The organism is Paenibacillus artemisiicola, assembly GCF_017652985.1.
Lineage (GTDB): Bacteria > Bacillota > Bacilli > Paenibacillales > Paenibacillaceae > Paenibacillus_Z > Paenibacillus_Z artemisiicola.
On the sequence record NZ_JAGGDJ010000001.1, the window covers coordinates 293,053 to 318,742 of the forward strand.

Here is a 25,690-nt window from a genome sequence, read left to right on the forward strand (position 1 = left end):
GCGAACGAAGAAGAGGACCCCGCCGCAAGGCAACGGGGTCCTCTTCTTCGTTCCGGTCCGCTTGTTGCCGCGGCCTCGAACGCCGCTACGACCGGACGCGCGCTTCCTTCAGGCTCGCCAGCATCCGGAGGAAATTGTCGGCGTACTTCTCGCAGGAGAAATGCGTCTTGATATGGCGCTCCGCCTGTTTGACGATCCGCCTGCGCAGCGGCGCGTCCCCCATGAGCGACTGCGCCGCCTGCACGGCTTTGGCGATATCCGTCCGGGGATACAGCTTCCCGGTGACGTCGTGCTCGAGGAACCGGCGGATGCCGTCCGAATCCGTCGTCAGCACGGGACAGCGGCACAGCATCGCCTCCGCGACGGCGTAGCCGAAGCCTTCCAGGATGGACGTCGACAGGAGGAAGCCGCCCGAGTCGCCGATGATCGACATGTAATCCGCCATCTGCTCGTGCGGAATGTTGGCGTGCATCACGAGCTTCTCCCGCAGCCGGAGGGCGTCCACCCATTGCTCGAACAGCGCCTTCTCCCGGGGCTCGCCCAGACTCAAGTCGCCGAATACCCACAAGTAGCAGGTCGGCTCCAGCGCGGCCAGCCTCGCGCCGATCAGCAGGAAGTCCCGCCAGTTTTTGTTCTCCTCGATGCGGCCGACCCAGCCGATGACCGGGAAGGGCTTCGGGGGATAGGAGACGTAGCCGAAATCCTTCGTATCGAGCGGATCGTCGAAGCAGAAATGCGGGACCCCCGGCATATTCTCGTTCATCAGCTGCCGGATATGGCTCGTTTCGGGATACAGCACGGCGTCCGCCGTCTGCAGCACGCGCCCCGCGATGTCCCGCAAGATGTCGCTCGCGGTCTTCAAGGTGCCGAGGCCTTGAATTTCGAAGATGAGCAAGCCTTCGTAGCCGATCCTCCGCAGCAGCTGCATCAGCACCACGTCGCTGCAGACGACGACGGCGTCGTACCGCTCGCGGTCGACGAGCCGCTTGATCGCCGCTTCGTCGTTCGTGACGAAGGTCGGGATGTTCTTGATGTTGCGCCGCCCGTTGCCGTCGACGGTGTAGAGCAGATGGCATTCCACCTTCTGCTGATTCAGCGCTTTGCAGCGGATCCGGTTCAACGTTTCCATGCCGCCGCTCGGGTTGAAGAACGTGAAGAGGACTTTCATGTGGCATCCCCCGATTGCGCGCGGATCGTCTTCAAGCTGTCGACGAGCGCCTGCCGGCGGTAGAGCTCGTCGTAGACGGCATGCCCGGCCGAAGCGAGCTCATGCCGGTAGCCCAGCTGCGTGCGGTCGTCGGTGTAGTAGTCGGACAGCGCGCTCGGCGGCGCCTTCTCCAGCTGATCGTACAGGACGTTCATGTCCATGGCGTCCTTGAATAGCTTCGGCCCGAGCACGTAGCCGTAAGGCGTCTGGAGCATCTGCGCCGCGTGCAGCAGCGCCGTCGCCGCGTTCGCGCCGGGAAACCATTTGAAATCCGTCACCGGATGCGAGATGCGCGACAGATCCGCCGTGACCCGCATATCCGGCGACAGGTCCAGGACGTAACATAAGTAATTGCTGAACGTTTGCTCGTATAAGTTTTCGATCCGTTCGACCGCCTGAGGACCGGACTCCGCGAGCGGGTACAGGATCGTGACGGCCGGCGCGATGCCGCGGCGCATCCGGGCTTGATGCCGGGTCAGATGATACGCGTACCGCCACTTGCGGTGCTGCTCCGCCGTGCGGAGCGAGGCCGACACGCTGAAGGCGGAATCGACGCGGTAATCCATCAGCTCGACGGGGAGAAACTTGATCTCGCAATGCTCGGTCAGCTTGAGCCAGTAATCGTAATCCTCCACGGGCGCCATCCCGTATCCGTCCGTCATCGCGGCATAACAGGCTTTATACATGAAGGAAACGCCGACGATCGAGGAATCCAGCAGCTTCTCCTTGGGCTGCGACTGGTACTGCCGCTGAACCGCCAGATGCTGCTCGGAATTGAGCGGCCGTCCCTCGTCGTCGATGGACTGGAACGAGCTGTACACGAGCCCGAGCTCCCGCGGGCCTTTCGCGAGCGCGCTTCGGAGCGTGTCGAGAAAGCGGGGATAGTATACGTTGTCGGTGGATACCCAGGTCAGATACTTGATCTCCGGCTTGCCGAGAAGCGCCTTGAACCCGGTATTGAGCGCCGCCGCGACGCCTTGGTTAAAGGCATGGGAGATCACCTCGGCGCGGCGGTCGCCGCCCAGCAGCCCGCGGACGAGCGGCTCCATTTCCGGCGCGCCGTCGATGACGACGACGAGCTTGTAGTCGCGGAACGTTTGCTTCAGCACCGAATTCATAGCCGCTTCCAGAAACGCGGGCTTTTGCTTGTAGACGGGCATGACGATGCCTAAATCGGTCATTCTCCTCGCTCCTTCCGCCGCAGCGATCTTGTAGCCAGTGTATGACGGCGGCCTGCTTTTGCTTGTGCGGCTATCCGGTCCGGGCGGCGATTCGCGCCGCGCGGACGCGAAGAGAGCCGGCGTATCCGCCGGCTCTCTTCGCCGAGTGGCCGTGTTCCCGAACGTTTAGGCGCCGGGCGCGGTGGCCAGCACGGAAATCTCGGTCATTTCTTCCTGCAGCACGCGGTGGCCGTCGACGATTTTGCCGAATTCGTCCAGCCCGAAGGTCGTCATGACGACCTCCGTCAGCGGACCGATGACGGAAGTCTGCACTTCGTATGCCAGATTGCCGGCGATGAAGAAGCTGCGGATGTCGCTCGACTTGGCGTCGACCATATAGCCCGTCAAATAGGCCAGCGTCAGTTCGCCCGTCGTGGCCGGCACGATGAATACTTCGACGATGACGAGCGCTTCGATGTTGGCGATGTTGCGGGCGTTCACGACGACGTTCGATACCGCGGATCCCACGGAGTCGACATTGGTCAATAATCCGGTTGTAAATGGCATGTCCTCACTTCCTTTCCCCAGGATATTCCAGCTTATTCCCGTGGACAGGGAAGTTGCAAGACGAATTTCCGGCGCGAAGCGCCCGATTTGCGGTTCATCGGCATCCGTACAATCCGATTCCGGACAACGCCCGTACACTGCCTGAAGAAGATACCTTAAGGTCAGATTAAAAGGGAGAAGGCCAATGACCAATTTCAACTTTCAGGTAACGCCGACGGGCAACAACAAATTCGAACCGAGCGTCGCGGTCAATTTGCTGATACCGGGCATCATGGTATCCGTCGCGGTCGACGAGACGACCGGAGTACCGCTGATCGGCGTATACCGGTCGGTCGACGGCGGCTTCAGCTGGTCGAACAGCCTGCTGCCCCTGCCGGCCGGCTTCACCGGCGCGGAGGCGCCCGTCGTCGCCTACGGGTTTCCCAATATTTTCGTCGTGACCGCCCACGTGTTTCCCGGTCCGTCATCCGGCACGTGCGTCGCCTATACGTCCACGGACAACGGCGTCACGTACAGCGCGCCGGTCATCGTCGGCCCGGGTTATGGCACGTACATCAATAACGACGAGACGAACGTCTACATCGACACCTCGCAGTCGAGCCCGTACCTCGGCAATACGTACATCTTGTACAATCATCAGTTCAACGTCGAAAACGGCGGCAACTCGACGGCGTTCCTCAATCGATTGAAGAGCAATTCCACGACGTGGGACCAGCCGATCCTGCTCTCGAGCGAAGCGGATCAAGTCGAGCGGCCGGACGCGACCGTCAATTTGGCCGGCACCGTCTATGCCGCCTGGGTTACCGTGGATCCGAACTTTCGCTTCATCGTGCGGACGTCGCTGGACGGCGGTACGACGTTCGACGGCGCCGTCGTGGTCTCCACCGTCGTGCCCGTGCCGTCGCCGCTTCCGGTGGTCGGCTACAATTTCCGCGTGCTGACGTTCGCCGCCATCTCGGTCGACCGGTCCGTCGGCCCGTACACCGACACGGTCTACGCGGTATGGCAGGATAACCGCCAGGGCTATGCCGACATCTTCATGTCGAAGCGAAACCCGATCGACGGGTCCTGGTCCGCGCCAGTGCCGATCACGGGGGCGCCGGCGAACACGCAGAACTTCTTCCCCGACGTCGACGTCGATCCGCTCACGGGCGTCGTCAACGTCATCTACTACAGCAACCAGGTGAACGGCTTCGACCTCGACGTCTACGTCGCGCGCTCGATCAACGGCGGCGCGACCTTCACGAACACGCGCATCACGAACCAGTCGTTCAACCCGAACGGCACCTCTCCGGTGCCCGTGCCGCTCATCGGCGATTACATCTCGATCGCGAGCGTGCCGCCGGGCGGTTACATCGGCGTCTGGATGTCGACGCAGCCGGCGGGCACGCAAAATATTTTCGCGGGCTATTCCGATATCATCATTACGTAAGATCGCGGCTGCCATCCGCCGTCAATCGGCGCATCGAACGGACGCATGCGGAAGCAACGGCTCATGCGGGAGCATGAGCCGTTAGCCGTTTTCCGGCTGCGCTTCCCGTCTGCGCGGACCGGCATGTCCGGCATCGTCACTTGGAAGGACTGAGACCTAGGATGTCGTTCAGGTCGTTCTGCCTGAAGTGCTGATCGGTCACGAGATTCCCGAATTCGTTGATTCCGTAGACGGACAGCGCGACGCTCGGCGGCAGGAGGGACGTGTACATCTGCACCTCGTACGCCACGTTGCCCGCGACGCCGAACATCCGCACGTCGTAGGCATCCGGCGGCACGGTGTAGGAGACGAGATACGGCGTGTAGAAGACGGACGAATCGGCGGACGCGAACAGCTTCACGATGACGAGAAGCGGGTTCGCCAAATCCAGGTTCCGCGCGTTCACGACGACGTTGGCCGCGGCCGAGCCGATATCCCGCGTGTTGGTGACGATCCCCGTGGAATAAGGCAACTCGCATCACCTCCTTTCGGCGAGACATGCTCCATTCTATGAAAATCGTTTCAAAGGCGTACAGGCGAACCGCCGGCCTCGCGCAAATCCGCGAACGGCGGCCATTCGCGCGGCGCATGCCGCCGGCGGGCGGATGAACCGCGATGCCGCGGACGGCGGCAAAAGAGGTATTGTGGGATGATCGCGCAGCGGCTATAATCATATGTGCCCGTGCACATGAAACCGTTAACACGGACAAGCGCGGCGACCGGAAGAACAACCACAACGCGAGGTGAACGAGGTTGAAGATTAGCCAAGAAGAACTGGAAACGCTGCAATTGAACGAAGCGACGATCGAGCTTGCCGTCAACCTGATCAAAGTCAACGGCTACGTCATTTTCGAAGGCGTGCTGCCGGAGGCGAAAGTCACCGAGCTGCGCGAAGCCTTCAAGGCGAGCATGAAGTGGTTCCTCGATAAGCACGGCGAAGCGATCTATCTGAACAAGACGGGCTTCAACGAAGGCACGAACCATCTGGGCATCTTCCTGCCGTTCGCTCCGCCGTTCAACGATCCGCTCGTCATCGAGCATCCCTTCGCGCTCGCGGTCATCGACCGCCTGCTCGGTCCGGACTATGCCGTAACGCTGTTCTCGTCGAACACGTCGCTGCCGGGCGGCCGCAAGGCGCAGCCCGTTCATCCGGACTACGGCGCGCGCTTCGGCGACCTGTGCAAGGTCTCGCTGCCGATCACGGACCTCGTGTTCAACATCCCGCTCGTCGACGTCCACGAAGGCAACGGGCCGATGGAGATCTGGCCGGGCGGAACGCATTTGCTGCCGGACAACTATTACGGGCCGAACGGACCGAACCCGGAGGAGCTCGCGCCGCACATGCATTCGATGAAAGTGCATATGCCGGCGGGCTCGATCCTGATCCGCGACGTCCGCATGTGGCACCGGGGAACGCCGAACCGGAGCGACGAGATCCGTCCGAACCTGGCGCTCATCTACAGCGCTTCCCACCGCGACAACACGGTGCAGATTCCGCAGGAGACGTACGACGGGTTGTCCGAGCGGGCCAAGCATCTCTTCCGCTGGCAGAAGATCGGCTATCCCGCCATCGAGCCGACGCACGAATAGACGCCGCCGCGCATGCGCCGGTTTGCTCCGGCCGGCATGGGCATGGCCGGAATGACATCCACCCGAACGCGAGCCGCGGATTCCGCGGCTTTTTGCATGGGCACGACGCGCGGCGGTCCGAACGCGGCCGGCTTCCGCCGGAACCGAGGTCGTTAAGCGGGGCGGCATCCCTGCTCGCCAAGTCAGGTCCGGTCTGTCCGTGCCCAAGGCCGCAGAAGGTCATAAAACCGTCAATACGATCCTTTTACGTCGTAGTTGAAGCCTCTCCGGCGCTCTATAGTGAAAGGGAGAGGATCAGCCAACGATAGGATGTGAGACGATGCAATCGAAAGTGTTGACGAACGCGCAGATCGAGCAGTTCATCGAGCTCGGCTACGTGCATTTGGAAGAGGCGTTTCCGCGCAAGGCGGCGCTCGCCGCGCAGGATTACCTGTGGGCGCAGGTCGAGAAGCGAGGAGTACGGAAGCAGGACCGCTCGACCTGGAACCAGCCGATGGTGCATATCCGGGAACAATTCGACGCGGAGGAATTCCAGGTCTGCAATACGCTGCGGCTGGCCGACGCCATCGAAGACGTGGTCGGCGCGGGCCGGTGGAAGGAGCGCTCCGTCTACGGCCAAGAAGGGGACAAGACGCTGTGGGGCTGGTGGCCGGTGAATTTCGCCGCCGGCGCCGATCAGCCCTGGGACGTGCCGACGAACGGCTGGCACTGGGACGGCATGAGCCGCCCGCATTACGTGGACAGCCCGGAGCAGGGATTGCTGCTGCTCTGCATTTTCTCCGACATCGGCATGCGCAGCGGCAGCACGCTCGTAGCCGAAGGCTCGCACAAGATCGTGTCCAAGCTGCTGGCGGAGCATGGCGACGGACCGATGGCGGGCGAAGCGATCCAGCTCGCGAACCGCTCCCATCCGTGGCTGCGGGAGCTGACGAACACGAAGGAGAGCGACACGGGGGCCGTCGACGTCTACGCGGACGGCGCGGCCGCGCAAGCCGCGCCGGCAGCCGAGGCGGGGAATCGCGTCGCGGCGTTCATGGAGCGGGAGCACGCGGACGCGGACGGCTTCCGCCTGCGCGTCGTCGAGACGCCCGCGTCGGCCGGCGACGTGCTGCTTTGCCATCCGTTCCTCTACCACTGCGCGTCGCAAAACCATTCCGGCGTGCCGCGGTTCATGTGCAACCGCGCGACCCCGCTCGTCCGCCGGATGAATCTGAACCGGGCGAATCCGGCCGAGTACTCGCCGCTCGAGCTCAGCGTGCGGCAGTCGTTCGTCCGGGCATAAGCCCGCAAGCGGCCGTAGAGAACCCGCGAAGCGCCGCGCGACGAGCGTCCCGGGTTCCTGCCGTGCCGCGCCTCGATCCTGCTGCGTCTCCATAACACCGCGCGTCTTATTAAGAGGCGCGCAACGGGCTGCCGGAATTTTCCCGGCAGCCTTGTTGACGTTGCGGGACAAGTATTCTAGGATAATGGCATACGCAAGACATTCAAACCGACAAAGGAGTCACGCACATGCATAACAAAGCCGAGCGGCTGCAGCGGGCGAAGCCGCCCGTCGCCGAATCGCCCCCGGAGCTGGCCCACCGGCTGCCGCCGGGCCAAATCTGGACGGAGCGGTTTCCGATCCTCCACGAGGGCGAGGTGCCGAACTACGACATGGCGGCCTGGAGCTTCCGTCTCTTCGGCGAAGTCGGAGAGGAGCTCGTCCTGAGCTACGAGGATCTGATGGCGCTTCCGCAAACCGAAATCCAGGTCGACATTCACTGCGTCACGCGCTGGTCCAAGGCGGACACGACCTGGAAAGGCGTACGGGTCCGCGATCTGCTCGAGCGGCTGAACGTCGATCCGGAGGCGCTTCACGTCATGGTGCATGCCGATCCGGATTACGAGACCAACTTGCCGCTGCGCGACTTGCTCGGCGATCAGGTGCTGCTTGCCCACACCTACGACGGCCGGCCGCTGACGGCGAAGCACGGCGGACCGCTGCGGCTCGTCGTACCGCATCTGTACTTCTGGAAGAGCGCCAAATGGGTCCGCGGCTTCGAATTCATGAAGCGCGACCGGCCGGGCTTCTGGGAGCGCAACGGCTTCCATAACGTGGCCGAGCCGTTCCGGGAGCAGCGGTTCTCCGAGGATGGCCATATGCCGGAAGACGAGTGGAAGAATTTCGAATTCGATTGAAAAAAGGCAGGAAAAGGCCGGACGAAGGCGGGATGTACGCCGCTCGAAACGGCCGAGGAGCAAGGGAGCTTGTCAAATCGAACGAATCGGGCGATGAGGCGCGACGACCGGCAAGCGATGAACATCATGAATCCCCGCGCAGTCCGATATCCGTGAAGGAAGAGGTGCGTCCATGTCAGCGCTGGGAACGAAGAAGATTGCATTCATTACGCTGTTCGTCGAAGATCTGCCGCGCGCGAAGACGTTTTACGAGGCGGTCTTCGGCTCGCCCGCCGTATTCGAGGATCCGCATTCCGCCGTCTATCCCTTCGGCAACCTGAGCATCAACCTGCTGATCGCGTCCGAGGCGCCCGGGCTGATCGGCCCGGCGAAGGTCGCGGGCGGCGAGGCCGGCTCGCGGTTTCAATTCACGATCCCGGTCGAGGACGTCGACGGCGCGTGCGAGGAGCTGCGCGGCCGCGGCGTCGAGCTGCTGAACGGCCCGATGGACCGGCCGTGGGGCGTCCGCACCGCGTGCTTCGCCGACCCGGACGGCCATGTCTGGGAGCTCGCGCAGCAGCTGGGTTAACCGTCGTCGCATCAGGAAGAAAGCCGCGTTCGCGCGGCTTTTTTTGCTGCCTCATGACCGCCGCTCGCGGCGGAATCAGCGCAGCTCGATATCGTTCTTCGCGAACAGGTCGCTCAGCTGCTCCGCCATCGCCTCCGGGGAATGGGGCATGGCGCGCCGAATCCACCACTCCACGATGCCGACGAACGCGGAGGCCATGAATTCGGCGTGCAGCTCGTGATCGACGCGCGCCGCGCCGCCGTTCGCTTCGAGCTTCCGCCGGACGCCGCCGGCGACGAACGCCAGCATCCGTTCCCGGAAGACGGACGTCCGCTGATTGGCGAACATGGCCGAGAAGAACGGATAATTCGCCGCGAGGTAGTCGAAGACCGGCTTCAGCTCGCTGCCGAGCGCGGAAATATCGTCCGTTGACGCGGCGTCGCCGTGCCCGCAGAAGGCAAGGAGCCGGTTCAGGTGGCTTTCGATATTTTTGTCGAGGAGGTCGTATTTGTCCGCGTAATGCAAGTACACCGTTCCGCGGTTGACGTTGGCGCGGTCGGAAATGTCGTTGATCGTAATCTGCTGGAACTCCTTCTCGGCGAACAGTTCCAAAAACGCTTTATTGATCGCTTCCCGCGTTTTCACCACGCGGCGGTCGAGTTTGGCTTCGGCGTTCATGGCGCACGCTCCTTTCGTTAATCAACATCGTCCGATCGGATGTCGCATAGGGGACGAAACCGCCGACATCAACGATTGAAGTCCCGTTCGATCTCCTTATAATGATAATCAACGAACGCCAAATATTCAACGCGTGTTGAGTAAAAAGCATTCGAAATCGATTAGGGCGAGGGGAAGATCGAGCATGGATAACATCACGGGGAAAGTCGTCGTCATTACGGGCGCGTCGAGCGGCATCGGGGAAGCGACGGCCAAGCGGCTGGCGGAGAAGGGGGCCAAGCTGGTACTGGCGGCACGGCGCGAGGAGCGGCTGAAGGCGCTGGCGGCGGAAATCGTCCGGAAGGGCGGCGAGGCGGCGTACGCGGTCGCCGACGTGGCATCGGCGGAAGACATGCGCAAGACGGCGGGCCTGGCTTTGGAGCGTTACGGCCGGATCGACGTGCTGGTGAACAACGCGGGCATCATGCCGGTGTCGCGCCTGAGCGAGCTGCGGGTCGAGGATTGGGACCGGATGATCGACGTCAACGTCAAAGGCGTGCTGCACGGCATCGCGGCAGTGCTGCCGGCCATGCGCGAGCAGCGCTCCGGACACGTCGTCAACGTCTCTTCGGTGGCGGGTTACGTCGTGAGCCCGACGTCGGCCGTGTACAGCGCGACGAAATTCGCCGTCCGGGCGATCACCGACGGGCTGCGCCAGGAAGAATCGGCGGCATCGGGCATCCGCGCGACGGTCGTCTCGCCGGGGATTACGAACACGGAGCTGCTGAACACGGTGACGAGTCCCGACGTGCAGGCGATGGCCAGCCATGTTCAAGGCATGGGCATCTCGCCGGACCGGATCGCGGACGCGATCGTCTATGCGATCGGGCAGCCGGACGACGCGAGCGTGAACGAGATCGTGATTCGGCCGACGGCGCAAACGATGTAACCGCCGAACAGCCGGCGAGCGCGCGAAGCAAGCGAAGCAAGCAAAGCAAGCAAAGCAAGCAAAGCAAGCAAAGCAAGCAAAGCAAGCAAAAAACGCAAAGCAGCAAAGCAGACAAATCCGACAAATCCGGCCGTCCCGAAAAGGGACGGTTTTTTGCGCGGCTTTGCGGCGATTCCGCCGATCGGATGACGGGCTAGCGTTCCGGGAAGACTTTGGGAAGACAACGAAAACGCGGCCGTACCACAAGCGATAAACGAGTCATATGAATAAGGTTAACATACCATGATCATGCCATCATCATGCGTTTGAAGCCGCTGCGTCCTCCGTTCATCGACACGAACAACCCGAGTGTCGCATAAGGGACAGAAGAGCCGACATCAACGATTTAAGTCCCGCCGGATCTCCTTATAATGATAATCAACGGAGCCAATTATTCAACACATGTTGAGTAATCGGCTTCGATTCGATAGGACGAAGGAGAAGATCGAGGATGGACAACATAGCGGGGAAAGTCGTTGTCATGACGGGCGCGTCGAGCGGCATCGGGGAAGCGGCGGCCAAGCGGCTGGCGGAGAAGGGGGCCAGGCTGGTGCTGGCGGCACGGCGCGAGGACCGGCTGAAGGCGCTGGCGGATGAGCTCGTCCGCCTGGGCGGCGAGGCGGCGTTCGCGGTCGCCGACGTGGCGTCGGCGGAAGACATGCGCAAGACGGCGGCTCTGGCCATGGAGCGTTACGGCCGGATCGACGTGCTGGTCAACAACGCGGGCATCATGCCGGTGTCGCGGCTGAGCGAGCTGCGGGTCGAGGATTGGGACCGGATGATCGACGTCAACGTCAAGGGCGTGCTGCACGGCATCGCGGCGGTGCTGCCGATCATGCGCGAGCAGCGCTCCGGGCATATCGTCAACCTCTCCTCGACGTCGGGTTACGCGGTCAGTCCGACGTCGGTCGTGTACGGCGCGACGAAGTTCGCGGTTCGGGCGATCACCGACGGGCTTCGCCAGGAAGAATCGGCGGCATCGGGCATCCGCGCGACGCTCGTCGCGCCGGGCTTGACCGAGACGGAGCTGCTGAGCGGGCTGACGAGCCCGGAAGCGCGGGCCATCGCCGAGCGGATCAAGGGGCTTGGCATGTCGCCGGACCGGATCGCGGACGCCATCGTCTACGCGATCGGGCAGCCGGACGAGGCGAGCGTGAGCGAAATCATCGTCCGTCCGACGGCTTTGGCCATGTAACGGAACGAGCGGATATACGAGAAGCCGACCGGGCCGGTCGGCTTCTTGCGCGTCCGTTCACGCGCATCGGAATTATTAATTTGCCTTAATGGCCATACCTGCCTACAACACGTCCGGCCGGCCGGAATACGTTGTGGCATCTCCTCCCGAACCGAAAGGAGCCCGCCATGAAGCTGCTGATCATCGCCCCCGAACAAATTCCGGTTCCGCCGAGAGCGGGCGGATCGGTCGAGAACGTCATCCACCAAATCACGAGCCGGCTGCCGGAGGGGCACCGCGTCACCATCGTCAGCTTGCGGCGCGGGTATTTGCCCCGCAAGTCGGTGAGCGGTCCCGTCACGAATTTGCGGGTGCCGGGCGGCTCGAAGAAGCGGTATCTCGCCAATGCGCTGCGCCGCGTGAAGGGCCTCGCGTTCGACCTGATTCAAATCGACAACCGCCCGGGCTTCGCCGCCGCCGTCCGGAACGCGTTTCCCCATACGCCGATCGCCGTGTTCATGCATTCCATGACGTTCGCGTCGCCGCCGATGACGACGAGGCGCAAGGCGAACGCCGATTTCCGGCACGCCGACCTCATCGTCGGCAACAGCTTGTCGCTGCAGCGCTCGCTGATGAGCCGCTTCCCCGCGCACCGGAGCAAGATCGCCTACGTGCATCTCGGCGTAGACACCGCGCAGTTCCGGCCGAGCGGCAAGCGGCGCCGCGGCGGCTATCGCTTCCTGTTCGCCGGCCGCATGATTCCGCGGAAGGGCGTGCCGACGCTGCTGCGGGCGTTCAAGATCGCCCGGAAATCGGTGCCGTCCATCCGGCTGTCCGTCGCGGGCGGAACGGGCAAGGCGGCCTATCGGGCCTTCCTGCGCCGCACCGCGCGCCGGTTGAACGTCCCCGTGCGGTTCAAGGGGAATCTGCCGCGCAAGCGCATGCCGGCGTTCTACCGGTCCGGCGATTGTTTCGTCTGCCCGTCGCAGGAGCATGAAGCGTTCGGGCTCGTCAACGTGGAAGCGATGGCGAGCGGGCTGCCCGTCATCGCTTCGCGCAACGGCGGCATTCCGGAGATCGTGAAGGACGGGCGCAACGGCTTTCTCGTGACCCGGTACGGGAAGCCTGCCGCGTTCGCCGCGCGGATGGCGGAGCTGGCCCGCTCCCCGGAGCTCCACCGGCGCCTCTCCGAGCAGGCGCGATCGGACGCGGAGCGCTATTTCGGCTGGCAGCTGACGGCCGCTAAGCTAATGGAGCTCTATGCGGAACGCTTGAAGACGGCCTCGGCCGGCAGGCGGACGAAATAAAACCGCGCCCGCTGCGGCCAACGCGACCGGCGCGGCCGGCGCGACCGGCGATCGCGCCGGTCGCGCCGGCCTAGAGGGGATTCTTGCCGCGATCAACCGGGCGAACCGTGGCGCGCATGCGCCCGGAGCCGGACCTCGACGACCGTTCCCTCGCCGGGTTCGGACGCGATCGTGATGGCGCCGCCGTGCGCCTTCGCGATCCATTCCGCGATGGACAGCCCGAGACCCGTGCCGCCTTCCGCGCGCGATCGGGCTTTGTCCCCGCGGTAGAAGCGGTCGAACACGCGGGGGAGGTCTTCTTTGGCGATCCCGCAGCCGGTATCCGCGACGCCGATGACCGCGAACGAGGCCTGCCTGCGGACCGTAAGCGCGATGCGCCCGTCCGGCGGCGTGTACTTGAGCGCGTTGTCCAGCAGGATCGCCAGCAGCTGGCGGACGCGCTCTTCGTCGCCCCGGATCCGCACCGGCGCGTCCGTGTCGCAGCGGATCGCGACGCGCTTGGTCGCCGCGAGCAGCCGGAAGCGCGACGCAAGCTCGCGCGCGAGGACGTCGAGCTCGAAGTCCGCGGGGCGCAGCAGGAGACGGTCCGAATCCGAGCGCGCCAAGGTGAGCAGATCGTTGACGAGCCGGCTCATGCGCCGGCTTTCCTTCAAAATGACGTTAATCTGGCCGGCCTCCCGTTCGATGGTGTGTCCGGGGACGCGAAGCAGCAGCTCGGTCTGGGCCTGAACGATCGCGATCGGCGTGCGCAGCTCGTGCGACGCGTCCGCGACGAACCGCGTCTCCTTCTCCCAGGATCTGCGGATCGGGACGAGGGCTCTTCCGGCCAGAAACAGTCCGAGCGGAAACGAGATCGCCACCCCGGCCGCGGCCGCCGCGTAAATATCCATCCGCAGCGCGCGCAGCGTGCTGCGCGCGTCGTCCAGGTTGCGGACGATGCCGATCTCGGCGATCGCGCGCGGCTCGAGCGCGAGATTGGGGTAATTATACGCGCGGTAGGTATGCCCGTTCGCCATTAGCGTGCGGAGCGCGTCCTCGCCGTCGGCCTGCTTGAAGCGCGCGGCCAGCGCGTCCGGGAACGACCGGTTCGGCATCTGTCCGATCAGCTCGCCGCGGGCGTCCCAGAACAGGTACGTCGTCGTTTCGTCCTGCGCGGGATCGGGGCCGCCGGCCGCCATCGCGGCGGACAAGTCGTGCAGCGAGGCGATCCGGCTCTCGGCGGCGCTGATGAACTCGTCCGCGTCGTAATACAGGCGGAACCGCATGTGGACGTAGAGCAGCGAGCTGAGCGCCAAGAGGACGAACAGTATGACGACCGCGTTCAGGACGGCGAGCTTAAGCCGGATGCTAGCGAACACGGGCTTTCCCCTGGAGCATATAGCCGGCCCCGCGAACGGTGCGCAGCATGGCGTCGGCCTTGTGGGCCGACAGCTTCCTGCGCAAATGATGCACGTAAACGTCGACGGCCGAAGCGCCGACCGCCGAGTGAAGGCCCCAGACGCGGCTCACGATCTGTTCCCGGGTCAGAATCTGGTCCTGATGGCAGATCAAATATTCCAGCAGCTCGTATTCCGTCGCGGTCAGCTGCAGCGGCGTCCCGCCGACCACCGCGTCCCTGGCCGCGGGCACGAGGCGGACGGAGCCGCAGGCCAGCTCGCCTTCCAGGCCGAGCGTGCCCCTGCGGCGGAGCACCGCCCGCGCCCGCGCCAGCAATTCCGCGACGGCGAACGGCTTGACGACGTAATCGTCGGCGCCGGCGTCCAGCCCGCCGACCCGGTCTTCGACCGCGTCCTTGGCCGTCAGCAGAATGATCGGCACGAGCAGGGCTTGCTCCCGCAGCTTGCGCATGATGTCGAAGCCGCTTAGCCCGGGCAGCATCACGTCCAGCACGATCAGGTCGTGGATCGCCCGGGACGCTTGCGCGTAACCGTCCTCGCCGTTGTCGGCGCCGTCGGTCCGGTACGCTTCGCTTTCGAACGCGCTTCGGACGATCTGAAGCAGCGCCGCGTCATCTTCGATCACCAGCACGCGCATGTCCGTCTTCCGCCTTTCCCGTTCCGTCGTTATGGTTCGCATCACCTTAGTATACGGGACGCGGACGCGAGAAATGATCGATCGGCGGGAGGAGGACGTAATTAGGAGGCGTTCCTCCGCGACCCGGGCGGCGAGCGGCGCAGGTCGCGCGGACGCAACCGCCCGGTTATACGGAGCGGTCAGTGGTTTAACGGCATTAACAATAAAGGAAATATTATTTCATGACATTAATTATATGGCCCCTCGACGAAGACTTTTGCTAGTCGTATTGGCCCCGAGCTTGAAGCGAATTGGCTGAAGCCGGAGGTTCGGGTATAATCGGGGTGTTAACCTATCTCACACCTCAAGGAGCTGTACTCATGAAATTGATCGATCTCAGCGTTTCCATCAGTCCCCGCATCCGCGAGCCGCTGCCGGCGGCCATCGAATACGCAAGCCACGAAGACGGCGCGAAGCAGGCGGCGGCCGTTCTCGGCCTGAAGCAGGAGGATTTTCCCGAAGGCAAAGCATGGGCGACGGAAACCGTCACGTTGAATACGCACGCGGGCACGCATATCGACGCGCCGTGGCACTATTGGCCGACGTCGGAGGGCGAGAAGGCCAGAACGATCGACGAGCTGCCGCTCGAATGGTTCTATGGCGACGGCGTGCTGCTCGACTTCAGCGCGAAGCCGCCGGGATACGAGATCACGAAGGAAGATCTGATCGCCGAGCTGGACCGGATCGGGTATGCGCTGAAGCCGCTCGACATCGTGCTCGTCCGGTCCGACGCCGACAAGCGGCTGTATGACGACAACTACGCGTTTCTGCATGCCGGCGTGTCGGCGGAAGCCACCGTCTGGCTGCTCGATCAAGGCATCAAGGTCGTCGGCACGGACGGCTGGGGCTGGGATATCCCGCTCAATCTGCAGGCCGCCGCGTACAAGGCGCAGCCGTGCGACGGGGTGCTGTGGGCCGCGCACTACGTCGGCAAAGACCGGGAATACTGCCAGATCGAGAAGCTGGCCAATCTGGACCGGCTGCCGAAGCCGTACGGCTTCAAGGTGGCGTGCTTCCCCGTGAAGGTCGAGCGGGCGAGCGCGGGCTGGGCGCGTCCGGTCGCCATCTTCGAAGACTGATGCCGGCGGAGCGAGGCGCCGCCGAGGTGGCTTGGACGACGTTCGGGCACGGCTTCTTCGAGGGGCGGCCGATTCGGCTGGCCGCGACGGAAGCCGGGCTCTGCCTCGTGACGCTGCCGGGCGAATCCTTCGACCGCTGGCAGAAGGCGCTGCTCAAGCGCATTCCCGTCGCCGCGTTCGCGGAGGACGCCGTCCGTAAGCGGGTCTTCGGCCGCGCGTTTCGATCGCGCGTTTTCGATCGCGCGTTTTGATCGCGTGTTGAGATCGCTCGTTTCGATGCCCGTTCAATAAAGAACCGAATGCTTCGCGCAAACGCGCGAATAAGCCGGCCGGCGCCTATGCCCGCCGGCTTATTTTAATCCGCAATCCCCGAGCGAATCTTGTCGAGTTATGTCGCAGAAAGAAAAAAAAGGAAAATACGACAATATTTTTAGGATCTGTCGCAATATTAGAGCTATTCTTAAGTCAAATTTAGGATGCGAAATGAATAGAAATTATGCTAAATTATTGGATAAATCCATGATGGATTTTGCCGATCTGGACAGATCGCGCCGAAATAATTATGATCAACGTTGACGCGTCCCTTTGCCGAACCGGCCGAGATCGACACGGAGCCGGCACGTTAGCAGGTACTTGCTTCTGACGTTTATGAAAACGGATACAAGAAAGGGTGAGCGGCGTGTTTTCGTTATTGGTTGTGGAGGACGAGCGTTGGATTCGCAGAGGGCTGTGCGAAACGATCGATTGGGCGACGGAAGGCATCCGGGTGTCGGGAGAAGCGTCGGACGGGGAAGAGGCCATGCGCTTCATGGAGCGCCATTCGCCGGACATCGTCATCACCGATATCGTCATGCCCGTCATGGACGGCATGACGTTCCTGAAGACGATGCGGGAACAGAAGATGTCGTCGGAGGTCATCATCATGAGCGGCTACAGCGATTTCGAATATGCCCGAACCGCGCTCAAGAACGGCGCGTTCGATTACGTGCTGAAGCCGATTCACGAGCAAAACATGCTCGGCGTCGTGCGCCGCTGCGTGCAGGAGCTGGACCGCAAGCGCAAGGCAGAGACCGAGATTAACCGGCTCGCCCGTTCGGCCCGCGAGACGCTCTTTCTCGCCCGTCAGCGCCTGTTCGAAATGCTGCTCACGGAAGCGCCTTATTCGCCGGGTTGGCTGCCGGAGCAGATGAAGGCGCTCCAGATCGAGCTCGATCCGTGCCGGATTCGCACGTTCGCCGTGAAGATCGTCGATTGGGGGGACAAGGCCAAGACGGACCGGGACCGCGCGCTCATCCTGTACGCCCTGTGCAACATGCTGGAGGAGACCGGCGCCCGGTTCGGCCCGGTCGTCGCGTTCCCGATCCATAACCAGAAGACGGCAGGCGAAGCGGACGTCGCGATGCTGCATACCGAATGCTATCCCATCGGCAGGCAGGAGCCCGGCATCGCCGCCGACCTGCCTCGCTTGATCGGTCAAGCGGAAGCGATGCTCGGCGTGCGCATCGGCATCGGCTATTCCGGCGAGGCGAGCTTCGGCCGGCTGGCGGGCATGTTCGAGGAGGCGCTCCACGCCGCCGCCTACTGGTTCTACGAGGGCGGCGGCAGCCTGCGCGGCGCAGAGCCGATCGCGGGCGCCATGCAGACGGACTTGCCCTACTGCGGCCCCGCCGGCTGGGACTCGCGCTTTGCCTCGGCGCTGAAGATGGGCGACGCCCGGCTGCTCGAGCAGCTCGTCCGGGAGCTGGCCGAGCATTTGCGCGAGCACCGCGCCAAGCATCTGCCGCTGACGATCCGCCGCGGGCTGAAGCTGCTGTTCCAGAACGTCAACCAGAAGAGCGACGCGCTGCACCGCCGCTCGAACTGCGGCGACGGCGCCGCCCCCGTGCCGCTCGAGCTGCCGCCCTGCACGGCGGACGCGATCGAGGACGTCCTGCTCGAAAGCCTGTCCTGCGCGATGCCGAGCGAACGTCCCGTCCGCAGCCGCAAATGGATCGTCGAACGCGCGCTGCAATTCATCGAGGCCAACCGGAACCGGATGGTCACGATGAACGACGTGGCCGCGCACTTATATTTGAACCATTCGTATTTCAGCAAAATCTTCCACGAGGAAATGGGCGAGACGTTCAGCCGGTACGTCCTGCGTTCGCGCATCGCGGCGGCGAAGCGGCTGCTGAAGGAGACGCCTCTCAAAATCTATGAAATCGCCGGCCAGCTCGGGTACACCGATATCCGCCATTTCACCAAGATGTTCAAGGAATTCGAGGGCTTGACCCCGGCGCAGTACCGGGATCACGGCTTCTAAGAAGGGGACGCGCATATGAAATGGCTGCCGAAGTTCAAATGGACTTCCGTCGGACACCGCTTGTTTCTGCTCTGCTTCGTCGGCATTTCCGTCAGCATCGCGATCATGGGTTATTATTTCTACGACAAATCGACGCGCATCATCCAGGACAAGGTCGGCTACATCACGCAGCAGACCATCCAGCAGTCGGGCGAGCGGCTCGACCTCATCATGGAGGAGTACAGCACGCGGTCCTTCTACCTGCTCGGAAGCAAGAAGCTCCAGCAGGGCATCAAGGACGACTTCACGGACAATTACGACCGCGAGGAGACGAACAAGGAAATCGGCGAATTCATCGCCAACCTGCTCAATTCCAAGAACGATCTGGTCAACCTGTACATCTTCGGCGAATACGCCAATTCGTACAAGTATTCCACGGGCTACCTCTCGATGCCGGGCACGACGCAGGCGGTTCGCAGCGCGCAATGGTACAAGGAGGTCGTCGCCGGCGAAGGCAAGGTCGTCTGGTTCGGCATGCGGCCGTCGCTCGTCCCGAAGCCGTGGGCCGACGAACGGTGGCAGGGACCGGTATTCTGCTTCGGCCGGGCGATCAAGGACTTGAACAACCTGAACCGGATCATCGGCGTCATGCTGATCGAGATCGATCCGGCGACGATCCTGTCGCAGATCAACCTGGGCGAAGTGGGCAGCTCGATGATCGTGGACGGACGGGGGCGCATCGTCGGCGGCCAACAACCGGACCAACTTCTGGAAACGATACCATTCCAACTGCCGACGCAAACGTCGTCCATCGGCTCGCGCACGATCGACAACGAGCGGATGATGGTCACGCACACGCAGCTGATGAACGGCTGGAACCTGGTCGGGCTCGTGCCGGCGCGGAAGCTCGTGCAGGAGTCGCGGGTGCTCGGCTGGTTCACGCTCTACTTGGCCGCCGGCTTCATGGCGGTCGCGCTCGGGTACGCGCTGTTCGCGGCTTGGCAGATGAACAAGCCCGTCCAGCGGCTGCTGAAGGGGATGCAGGAGGCGCGGAGCGGCAATTTCGAGATCCAGATCCATGCGGACCGCAAGGACGAATTCGGGCTGCTGTCGCGCGGCTTCAACACGATGATCGCCAGGATCAAGGAATTGATCGACGAGCTGTACGTGCAGCGGCTGCTGCAGCAGGAGCTGCAGCTGAAGATGTTCGCCTCGCAGATCAACGCGCACTTCCTGTACAACACCTTGGACTCCATTCACTGGATTTCGAAGCTCTATAAAGTGAAGGAAATCGACACGATGATCTATTCGCTTTCGAGTTATTTCCGCATCAGCTTGAGCGAGGGCCGGGAATTCGTCAAAGTCGGCGAAGTTATGGCACTGATCGAGCATTATTTCGAAATTCAGCAAATCCGCTTCGGCGACCGGATCTCCCTGGCCATGTCCGCGGATCCCGAGCTGCTCGATTGCGTGGTGCTGAAATTCGCCTTTCAGCCGATCGTGGAGAACGCCATCTTCCACGGCATCGAGAAGAAGAAGGGGAACGGGAAGCTGACGGTCGAGTGGAAGCGCGGGGAGGACGGCTTGTTGTTCCGCGTGACCGACGACGGCGTCGGCATGCGCTCGGACAAGCTCTTCGAGATCCGGCAGGTCCTACAGGACAGCGAAGCGATTCGGGCGGGGAGCAATTTCGCGATGAAAAACATCCATTCGCTGCTGAAGCTGACGTACGGTCCGTCTTACGGACTCGAGATCGACAGCGCTTGGGGAACAGGCACGCGCGTGACGATGCGGCTGCCGATCGTGGAATCGGAACAAAGTGACAAAATCGCACACGGTAAAAACAAAAACGACCACCCTTACTTCTCCCCTGAACGCGCTTACAATGAAGGAGTATCGAACAATCAAAAGGGAGGATTCATATGAAGAAATGGAAACTCACTAGCATTTCGATCGCCGCGCTGGCGACGGTCGTCGCGCTCTCGGGCTGCGGCAGCAGCGGCAATGGCGGGAACGGCGAGAACGGCGGCAATACCGCCAATACAGACGGCGGCAACAAGGCTGCGAACGGCAACGCGGCAGGCGGCAACGCGGCCGGAGACAACGCGCCGGCCGACGCGGGCAGCAGCGACAAAGAAGTTACCGTCAATTTCTGGGTCAACTGGGGCGGCGATTTCAAGAAGGATTACCAGAAATACGTGATTGACGAATTCGAGAAGAAATACCCGAACATCAAGGTCAAAATGACCTACGTCGAAGGTACCGACAAACTCCTGACCTCGATCGCGGGGGGCAATCCTCCGGACGTGGCGCAGCTGGACCGCTTCATCGTGGGTTCCTGGGCCGCGAAAGGGTCGCTTGAAGATTTGACGCCGCTGGCCGAACGGGACAATATCAGCAAGGACGATTATTACCCGGCGGTTTGGGCGGAAGCCAACTACGACAATAAGACGTATGCCCTGCCGTGGGGTACGGACGACCGGGCACTGTATTACAATAAAACGCTGCTGAAGGAAGCGGGACTCGATCCGGAGAAGCCGCCGACCACGATGGAAGAGCTCGACATGATGTCGGACAAGATCTTCAAGAAGGGCGGCAACGGCAAGTACGATACCGTCGGCTTCATTCCATGGATGAACCAAGGCTCGATCTACGCGTACTCCTGGGCGATGGACGGCAAGTTCGAGGACGGCGGCCAGCTGACGCCTAACGACCCGCAAAACGTCAAGGCGCTGCAATGGATGGCCGATTACGCGAAGAAATACAACATCGCCACGCTGTCGAGCTTCTCGAACGCGATGGGGCAAACGGGCCTGAATCCGTTCTGGACGGGCAAAGTCGGCTTCGTCGTCGACGGCAACTGGATCCTGAACGACCTGGCGAAAACGAAACCGACGTTCGAATGGGGCGTCACGCCGATCCCGGGTCCGGAAGGCACGCAGCCGACGACGTGGTCCGGCGGCTTCTCGTACATCATGCCGAAGGGCGCGAAGCAGAAGGAAGCGGCGTGGACGCTGCTGAAATTCATCGCCGGCTACGACGGCACGCTGCTCTGGGCGAAACGTCCGGACGCGGGCAACGACATCACGGCGATGCCGAAGGTCAACACCGAACTGAAAATGGAAGAGAACCCGAACCTGAAAGTATTCCTCGATCTGATGCCGAACGCGCATTTCCGCCCGGTATCGCCGGTCGGCCAGAAGCTGTGGGACGAAATGTTCCGCGTGCAGGATTTGGCGATCAACGGCAAAGGCGAGCCGCAAGCGCTGCTTGACGAAGTCAAGAAGAACGTCGACAGCGAGCTGGCGAAAATCTCGAAATAAATCGGTAAAGGCGCCTCCGGCTTAAACGGAGCTCTCAAGCCCGTTAGCCCCCGGATCATGCCGGGGGCGCCTTTCGATCGGGGAGGAAAATACTTATGGCCGCTAACGAGAATGTGGCGACGACGCTGAAGGCCTATCCGCAGACCAAGCTGAAATCCTCGAATTACAAACGAAAAATGGCGCTGTACGGACTGTTGTTCGCGTCGCCTTGGATCATCGGCATTCTGGTATTCAGCGCATATCCGCTGATCATGTCCATCTATTACAGCTTCACCACCTACAGCATCCTGGACCATGGCAAATGGGTCGGCTTCGGCAACTACAAGGAATTGATGAGCGACAGTACGTTCAAAATCAGTATTTACAACACGCTGTACTACACCTTCATCTCCGTGCCGCTGAACATCGCCGTCGGCGTCGGACTCGCGCTGCTCCTGAACACGAAAATCAAAGGCCAGGGCATCTACCGGACGCTGTTCTTCATTCCGAGTCTCGTGCCCGCCGTTGCGACGACGATCATTTGGCTGTGGCTGCTTAATCCGCAGTTCGGCCTTGTCAACTACTGGCTGGAGCAGATCGGCATTCCCGGCCCGCCGTGGCTGGGCGACGAGAGCTGGTCCAAGCCGTCGCTGATCCTGATGAGCCTGTGGGGCGTCGGCCAAGCGATCGTCATTTATTTGGCGGGGCTGCAGGATATCCCGCAGGATTACTACGAAGCCGCGGACATCGACGGGGCGAACACGGTGCGCAAGCTGCGGCATATTACGCTGCCGCTCATGACGCCGGTCATTTTCTTCAACCTCATCATGGGCGTCATCGGCACGATGCAGAACTTCGTCCTGCCGTATACGCTGACGAACGGCACGGGCTCCCCGGCCGACTCGCTCATGTTCTACGTCATGTACCTGTACCAGAACGCGTTCTTGTATCTGAAAATGGGCTATGCTTCCGCGATGGCGTGGATTCTGTTCCTGATCGTGGTCGTGCTGACGGCATTGATCTTCATCTCGCAAAAACGCTGGGTCCATTACCAAGGAAAGGAATGACGCACGATGACCCCACGCTCGATCCGCATCATCAAGAACGCCGCGACGCATGTTTTCCTGGTGGTGTTCGGCCTGTTCTTCCTGTCGCCGTTCCTTTGGATCATCTCGACCTCGCTGAAGCCGGATGAGGAGCTCTTCCTGTGGCCGCCGAAATGGATTCCGTCCACGCTCATGTGGAGCAATTTCCCGGACGCGATCAGCTACTTCCCGTTCTGGCACTACCTGGGCAACACCATGACGATCACGGCGCTCGCGACGCTCGGCGTCCTGTTCTCGTGCCCGATCGTGGCGTACAGCCTCGCCCGCATTCCGTGGAAGGGCTCGAAGCCGCTGTTCGGCCTGACGCTGATCGTCATGATGCTTCCGTACCAGGTCACGATGATTCCGATCTTCATCGTGTTCAAGAATCTCGGCTGGGTCGGCACGAACGTGCCGCTGTGGCTGCCGGCCTTCTTCGGGGCGCCGTTCTACATCTTCCTGCTCCGGCAGTTCTTCATGGGCTTGCCCAAGGAGCTCGAGGACGCGGGACGCATCGACGGCGCGTCGGAGATGCGCATCTACGCCCAGGTCATGCTGCCGCTGTGCAAGCCGGCCCTGCTGACGGTGGCGCTGTTCCAAGTCATCGGCAGCTGGACGGATTACCAAGGCCCGCTCATCTACCTGTCGGACGAGGCGCAATATACGCTGATGCTCGGGTTGTCCTCGTTCAAGACCCAGCACGGCGCGGAATGGCAGATGATGATGGCCACGAGCGCCATGATCACGCTGCCGGTCATCATCCTGTATTTCGTCGTTCAGAAGGCGTTTATCCGGGGGATTACGTTCTCCGGCATTAAATAACAAGCTGAAGGAGTGTACATGGCATGAGCAAAGTACGCATCGGATTCATCGGAACCGGAGGCATCGCGGGATTGCACGCCAAGCAGCTGCAGGAGCTGACCGAGGACGCGGCCATCGTCGCCATCGCCGATCCGAACGAAGAGAGCCGCCAGCGGTTCCTCGCGAACAACCCGGCGCTCGCGCAAGTCGCGCAGTTCGCGGACCATATCGAGATGCTGGACGGAGCCGAACTTGACGCCGTCGTCATTTGTTCGCCGCATACGCTGCACTTCGCCCAGGCCGCGGACGTGCTGCGCGCCGGGCTGCACGTGCTGATCGAGAAGCCGATGACGTGTTCGTCCGCCGAAGCCGAGGAACTGCTGCGCATCGCGGAGCTGTCCGGCAAAATCATGCAGGTGTCCTACCAGCGCCACTTCCAGCCGGAATTCCTGTTCATCAAGGAAGCGATCGACGGGGGCCTGATCGGCAAGCTGACGTCCGTGACGGCATCGCTCTATCAAGGCTGGGCGCAAGGCGGCAAGAACTCCTGGCGGAAAAATCCCGCGCTGTCCGGCGGCGGCATGCTCATGGACTCCGGAAGCCACATCGTGGACGTCCTGCTCTGGACGACGGGCCTGACGCCGAGCGAGGTGTTCACCGTCATCCATCAGCAGCAGACGCCGGTCGAGATCGATTCCTTCACGTCGATCCGCTTCGCCGAAGGCGCCGTCGCCGGCCTGAACATCATCGGCCACGCGCCGTGCTGGCACGAGACGTACGCGTTCTGCGGCGAGACGGGCGGCATCTTCTACGACAACGGCCAGATCACGATCCGCCGGCTCCGCGAGGAGCATGTCGTGCCGGAGCTGCCGCAGCAGACGACGAACCAGGACAAGAGCTTCATCGACGCCGTCCTCGGACGCCGCGAGGTTGCCGTATCCGGCGAGTTCGCGCTGAAGGTCGTCAAGCTGACGGAGACGATCTATCAAGCGGGCCAATACAGCCCGATTCCGGTCACGAACTAAAGCCCGGCCCGCCGGCCGGAAGCGTCCGGGCTGCGCTTCGGCGCGCCGGCGGCGCATAATCGGGACGGAGAGGTCGCCAGCAGGAAAGCCCGCGGGATGGTCCCGGCGGGCTTTCTTTACGCCTTCCGGGCGATACAGAGAGGAGAGACGCGGCATGCATCGGCATCAGCATTTCGATCTTATGCTTCACGACGACGGCGAGTTGGCGGAGGTGCTCGGCAGTCCGGTGACGGAGCGGACCGTCATCCACGAATGGCCGCTGTCGTGCGTCCAGCGCGTTCGCACCGCGGACGGCACGAGCCATATCTACAAGGTGCAGGCGCCGCCGACGCTGGAAGCGGAATTTTACGCCAAGGCCCGGTCGCCGCTGCTCGCGGCCGCGCGCGTGCTGGAGACGGCGGGCCGCCCGGCCGCCCTGGTCATGGCGGACATCGGCGCGCCGCGGCTCGGCGACCTCGGCCTGTCGGAGCCGGAGGCCGTCGCGGCCGCCGACGAGCTGCTCGCGGGCATCGCGGCCATCGAAGCCATCGAGGGCGACCTGCCCGCGATGGCGGACCTGCGTACGGAGGAGCGGTTCGCCGCGTACATCGGCGCCGCGCTGGACGACGTGCAGGCGTCGGTCGACGACGGCAGTTTCGTCCAAGTCGACGATGCCACGGTCGGCCGCCTCCGCCGCTGGAGCGGCGCGGCCGCGCTGCGCGCGGCGTTCCGCGCGCCGTCCGGCTACGTCCACTCCGACTTCAAGGCCGACAACGTGCTGGCGGCGCCGGACGGGTACCGCATCCTCGACTGGCAGCGGCCGATTCTCGCCCCGGTCGCGCTCGACCGCGCGACGCTGCTTCTCTCGCTCGGCCTCGATCCGGCGCGCTACGTCGAGCCCGGCATCGTGCAGCTGTACCGGTATTTGCATATCGCTTGGTACGCGCAGGCGGGACGGCGCTGGTTCCCGCAGGGCAAGCCGTGGTTCGACGGCATCATCGCGAAGCTTGCCGGCGAGCTGGAACGGCTGCAGCCGGAAGGGTGAGCGGGCGTTCGAGCAGAGAAGGATAAGGCAAGGCAATACAAGGCAAGGCATTACAAGGCAAGGCAAGGCTGCAAGCCCGCCTAGCATAAAAAAACCGTCGAAGGCGTTCCTTCGACGGTTTTTTTATGCCGGGCGAGCGCTTTGCCGGCGCCGACGGCGCTTCTGGCCCGCCCC

Annotated in this window: 24 protein-coding genes; 17 read left to right on the plus strand and 7 right to left on the minus strand. The window is 62.7% G+C overall.

The genetic code is table 11. The features are described 5' to 3' along the window. Nucleotides 1-85: 85 nt before the first annotated feature. From I8J29_RS01315 to I8J29_RS01325, 3 genes are all read right to left on the minus strand, one after another. Nucleotides 86-1,168, minus strand: a complete 1,083-nt coding sequence (locus tag I8J29_RS01315; RefSeq protein ID WP_208845782.1) for a glycosyltransferase family 4 protein — start codon at nt 1,166-1,168, stop codon at nt 86-88. Next, nucleotides 1,165-2,388 (minus strand): glycosyltransferase family 2 protein, encoded by a 1,224-nt coding sequence (locus I8J29_RS01320; protein ID WP_208845783.1) that lies wholly within the window; start codon nt 2,386-2,388, stop codon nt 1,165-1,167. Before I8J29_RS01320 ends, I8J29_RS01315 begins: the two co-directional genes overlap by 4 nt. A 165-nt stretch (nt 2,389-2,553) precedes the next feature. After that, entirely contained in the window at nt 2,554-2,934 is a 381-nt protein-coding gene (locus tag I8J29_RS01325; protein WP_208845784.1) for a hypothetical protein, read from the minus strand. Between the two features lie 184 nt (nt 2,935-3,118). Between I8J29_RS01325 and I8J29_RS01330 the strand changes: the two genes are divergently transcribed. After that, nucleotides 3,119-4,366 carry an exo-alpha-sialidase gene (locus tag I8J29_RS01330; RefSeq protein ID WP_208845785.1) on the plus strand — a complete coding sequence of 416 codons (1,248 nt, stop codon included), beginning with the start codon at nt 3,119-3,121 and terminating at the stop codon, nt 4,364-4,366. A gap of 136 nt (nt 4,367-4,502) precedes the next feature. On the opposite strand, the gene I8J29_RS01335 is transcribed toward I8J29_RS01330, so the two are convergent. Beyond that, nucleotides 4,503-4,877, minus strand: coding sequence for a hypothetical protein (locus I8J29_RS01335; RefSeq protein WP_208845786.1), 375 nt, complete (start codon nt 4,875-4,877; stop codon nt 4,503-4,505). A gap of 281 nt (nt 4,878-5,158) precedes the next feature. Here I8J29_RS01335 and I8J29_RS01340 point away from each other — a divergent pair, with 281 nt between their 5' ends. From I8J29_RS01340 to I8J29_RS01355, 4 genes are all read left to right on the plus strand, one after another. After that, on the plus strand, nt 5,159-5,995 hold the full coding sequence (locus I8J29_RS01340; RefSeq protein WP_208845787.1) for a phytanoyl-CoA dioxygenase family protein: 837 nt from the start codon (nt 5,159-5,161) through the stop codon (nt 5,993-5,995). Between the two features lie 319 nt (nt 5,996-6,314). After that, nucleotides 6,315-7,277 carry a phytanoyl-CoA dioxygenase family protein gene (locus I8J29_RS01345; RefSeq protein ID WP_208845788.1) on the plus strand — a complete coding sequence of 321 codons (963 nt, stop codon included), beginning with the start codon at nt 6,315-6,317 and terminating at the stop codon, nt 7,275-7,277. 227 nt (nt 7,278-7,504) lie between these two features. Beyond that, nucleotides 7,505-8,173 carry a sulfite oxidase-like oxidoreductase gene (locus tag I8J29_RS01350; protein WP_208845789.1) on the plus strand — a complete coding sequence of 223 codons (669 nt, stop codon included), beginning with the start codon at nt 7,505-7,507 and terminating at the stop codon, nt 8,171-8,173. Nucleotides 8,174-8,345: 172 nt separating this feature from the next. After that, a complete protein-coding gene (locus I8J29_RS01355) occupies nt 8,346-8,741 on the plus strand; it encodes a VOC family protein (RefSeq protein WP_090636575.1) in 396 nt (131 codons plus the stop codon). Nucleotides 8,742-8,816: 75 nt separating this feature from the next. Here I8J29_RS01355 and I8J29_RS01360 read toward each other — a convergent pair whose 3' ends face one another. Beyond that, nucleotides 8,817-9,398, minus strand: coding sequence for a TetR/AcrR family transcriptional regulator (locus tag I8J29_RS01360; protein WP_208845790.1), 582 nt, complete (start codon nt 9,396-9,398; stop codon nt 8,817-8,819). A 184-nt stretch (nt 9,399-9,582) separates the two neighbouring features. On the opposite strand from I8J29_RS01360, the gene I8J29_RS01365 reads away from it, so the two are divergent. The 3 genes from I8J29_RS01365 to I8J29_RS01375 all read left to right on the plus strand — a co-directional run bounded on the left by I8J29_RS01365 (nt 9,583) and on the right by I8J29_RS01375 (nt 12,846). Further along, a complete protein-coding gene (locus I8J29_RS01365; RefSeq protein ID WP_208845791.1) occupies nt 9,583-10,326 on the plus strand; it encodes an SDR family oxidoreductase in 744 nt (247 codons plus the stop codon). A gap of 490 nt (nt 10,327-10,816) precedes the next feature. Then, nucleotides 10,817-11,560 carry an SDR family oxidoreductase gene (locus I8J29_RS01370; RefSeq protein WP_208845792.1) on the plus strand — a complete coding sequence of 248 codons (744 nt, stop codon included), beginning with the start codon at nt 10,817-10,819 and terminating at the stop codon, nt 11,558-11,560. A gap of 167 nt (nt 11,561-11,727) precedes the next feature. Next, the gene (locus I8J29_RS01375; RefSeq protein WP_208845793.1) at nt 11,728-12,846 is read left to right on the plus strand and encodes a glycosyltransferase family 4 protein; all 1,119 of its coding nucleotides are present in this window, start codon (nt 11,728-11,730) and stop codon (nt 12,844-12,846) included. Between the two features lie 92 nt (nt 12,847-12,938). Here the strand turns inward: I8J29_RS01375 and I8J29_RS34370 are convergent, their stop codons facing one another. Both I8J29_RS34370 and I8J29_RS01385 read right to left on the minus strand, forming a co-directional pair. Continuing rightward, entirely contained in the window at nt 12,939-14,204 is a 1,266-nt protein-coding gene (locus I8J29_RS34370) for a sensor histidine kinase (protein WP_208845794.1), read from the minus strand. After that, the gene (locus I8J29_RS01385) at nt 14,194-14,880 is read right to left on the minus strand and encodes a response regulator transcription factor (RefSeq protein WP_208845795.1); all 687 of its coding nucleotides are present in this window, start codon (nt 14,878-14,880) and stop codon (nt 14,194-14,196) included. The genes I8J29_RS34370 and I8J29_RS01385 overlap by 11 nt, the downstream gene beginning before the upstream one ends. A gap of 359 nt (nt 14,881-15,239) precedes the next feature. Between I8J29_RS01385 and I8J29_RS01390 the strand changes: the two genes are divergently transcribed. The 9 genes from I8J29_RS01390 (at nt 15,240) to I8J29_RS01430 (ending at nt 25,516) form a co-directional block, all read left to right on the plus strand. Next, on the plus strand, nt 15,240-15,998 hold the full coding sequence (locus I8J29_RS01390; protein ID WP_208845796.1) for a cyclase family protein: 759 nt from the start codon (nt 15,240-15,242) through the stop codon (nt 15,996-15,998). A gap of 26 nt (nt 15,999-16,024) precedes the next feature. Continuing rightward, nucleotides 16,025-16,249: a hypothetical protein gene (locus tag I8J29_RS01395; protein ID WP_208845797.1), complete on the plus strand. Its 225-nt coding sequence runs from the start codon at nt 16,025-16,027 to the stop codon at nt 16,247-16,249. 419 nt (nt 16,250-16,668) lie between these two features. Beyond that, nucleotides 16,669-18,300: a response regulator transcription factor gene (locus I8J29_RS01400; RefSeq protein ID WP_208845798.1), complete on the plus strand. Its 1,632-nt coding sequence runs from the start codon at nt 16,669-16,671 to the stop codon at nt 18,298-18,300. Between the two features lie 15 nt (nt 18,301-18,315). Continuing rightward, nucleotides 18,316-20,205, plus strand: a complete 1,890-nt coding sequence (locus I8J29_RS01405) for a cache domain-containing sensor histidine kinase (protein ID WP_208845799.1) — start codon at nt 18,316-18,318, stop codon at nt 20,203-20,205. After that, a complete protein-coding gene (locus tag I8J29_RS01410; RefSeq protein ID WP_208845800.1) occupies nt 20,202-21,602 on the plus strand; it encodes an ABC transporter substrate-binding protein in 1,401 nt (466 codons plus the stop codon). Before I8J29_RS01405 ends, I8J29_RS01410 begins: the two co-directional genes overlap by 4 nt. 95 nt (nt 21,603-21,697) lie before the next feature. After that, complete coding sequence (locus I8J29_RS01415) at nt 21,698-22,648, plus strand: carbohydrate ABC transporter permease (RefSeq protein WP_208845801.1); 951 nt, start codon at nt 21,698-21,700, stop codon at nt 22,646-22,648. A gap of 6 nt (nt 22,649-22,654) precedes the next feature. After that, nucleotides 22,655-23,488, plus strand: a complete 834-nt coding sequence (locus I8J29_RS01420; protein WP_208845802.1) for a carbohydrate ABC transporter permease — start codon at nt 22,655-22,657, stop codon at nt 23,486-23,488. A 23-nt stretch (nt 23,489-23,511) separates the two neighbouring features. After that, nucleotides 23,512-24,492: a Gfo/Idh/MocA family protein gene (locus I8J29_RS01425; RefSeq protein ID WP_208845803.1), complete on the plus strand. Its 981-nt coding sequence runs from the start codon at nt 23,512-23,514 to the stop codon at nt 24,490-24,492. A gap of 154 nt (nt 24,493-24,646) precedes the next feature. Beyond that, complete coding sequence (locus tag I8J29_RS01430; protein ID WP_208845804.1) at nt 24,647-25,516, plus strand: phosphotransferase; 870 nt, start codon at nt 24,647-24,649, stop codon at nt 25,514-25,516. The last annotated feature ends 174 nt before the right edge of the window (nt 25,517-25,690 follow it).

Coding starts and splice junctions, on each gene's coding strand:
- I8J29_RS01360 (WP_208845790.1), bottom strand. CDS start 9,398: ATGAACGCCGAAGCCAAACTCGACCGCCGCGTGGTGAAAACGCGGGAA.
- I8J29_RS01350 (WP_208845789.1), top strand. CDS start 7,505: ATGCATAACAAAGCCGAGCGGCTGCAGCGGGCGAAGCCGCCCGTCGCC.
- I8J29_RS01420 (WP_208845802.1), top strand. CDS start 22,655: ATGACCCCACGCTCGATCCGCATCATCAAGAACGCCGCGACGCATGTT.
- I8J29_RS01430 (WP_208845804.1), top strand. CDS start 24,647: ATGCATCGGCATCAGCATTTCGATCTTATGCTTCACGACGACGGCGAG.
- I8J29_RS01325 (WP_208845784.1), bottom strand. CDS start 2,934: ATGCCATTTACAACCGGATTATTGACCAATGTCGACTCCGTGGGATCC.
- I8J29_RS01410 (WP_208845800.1), top strand. CDS start 20,202: ATGAAGAAATGGAAACTCACTAGCATTTCGATCGCCGCGCTGGCGACG.
- I8J29_RS01385 (WP_208845795.1), bottom strand. CDS start 14,880: ATGCGCGTGCTGGTGATCGAAGATGACGCGGCGCTGCTTCAGATCGTC.
- I8J29_RS01370 (WP_208845792.1), top strand. CDS start 10,817: ATGGACAACATAGCGGGGAAAGTCGTTGTCATGACGGGCGCGTCGAGC.
- I8J29_RS01415 (WP_208845801.1), top strand. CDS start 21,698: ATGGCCGCTAACGAGAATGTGGCGACGACGCTGAAGGCCTATCCGCAG.
- I8J29_RS01425 (WP_208845803.1), top strand. CDS start 23,512: ATGAGCAAAGTACGCATCGGATTCATCGGAACCGGAGGCATCGCGGGA.
- I8J29_RS01330 (WP_208845785.1), top strand. CDS start 3,119: ATGACCAATTTCAACTTTCAGGTAACGCCGACGGGCAACAACAAATTC.
- I8J29_RS01365 (WP_208845791.1), top strand. CDS start 9,583: ATGGATAACATCACGGGGAAAGTCGTCGTCATTACGGGCGCGTCGAGC.
- I8J29_RS01355 (WP_090636575.1), top strand. CDS start 8,346: ATGTCAGCGCTGGGAACGAAGAAGATTGCATTCATTACGCTGTTCGTC.
- I8J29_RS01315 (WP_208845782.1), bottom strand. CDS start 1,168: ATGAAAGTCCTCTTCACGTTCTTCAACCCGAGCGGCGGCATGGAAACG.
- I8J29_RS01405 (WP_208845799.1), top strand. CDS start 18,316: ATGAAATGGCTGCCGAAGTTCAAATGGACTTCCGTCGGACACCGCTTG.
- I8J29_RS01375 (WP_208845793.1), top strand. CDS start 11,728: ATGAAGCTGCTGATCATCGCCCCCGAACAAATTCCGGTTCCGCCGAGA.
- I8J29_RS01345 (WP_208845788.1), top strand. CDS start 6,315: ATGCAATCGAAAGTGTTGACGAACGCGCAGATCGAGCAGTTCATCGAG.
- I8J29_RS01320 (WP_208845783.1), bottom strand. CDS start 2,388: ATGACCGATTTAGGCATCGTCATGCCCGTCTACAAGCAAAAGCCCGCG.
- I8J29_RS01390 (WP_208845796.1), top strand. CDS start 15,240: ATGAAATTGATCGATCTCAGCGTTTCCATCAGTCCCCGCATCCGCGAG.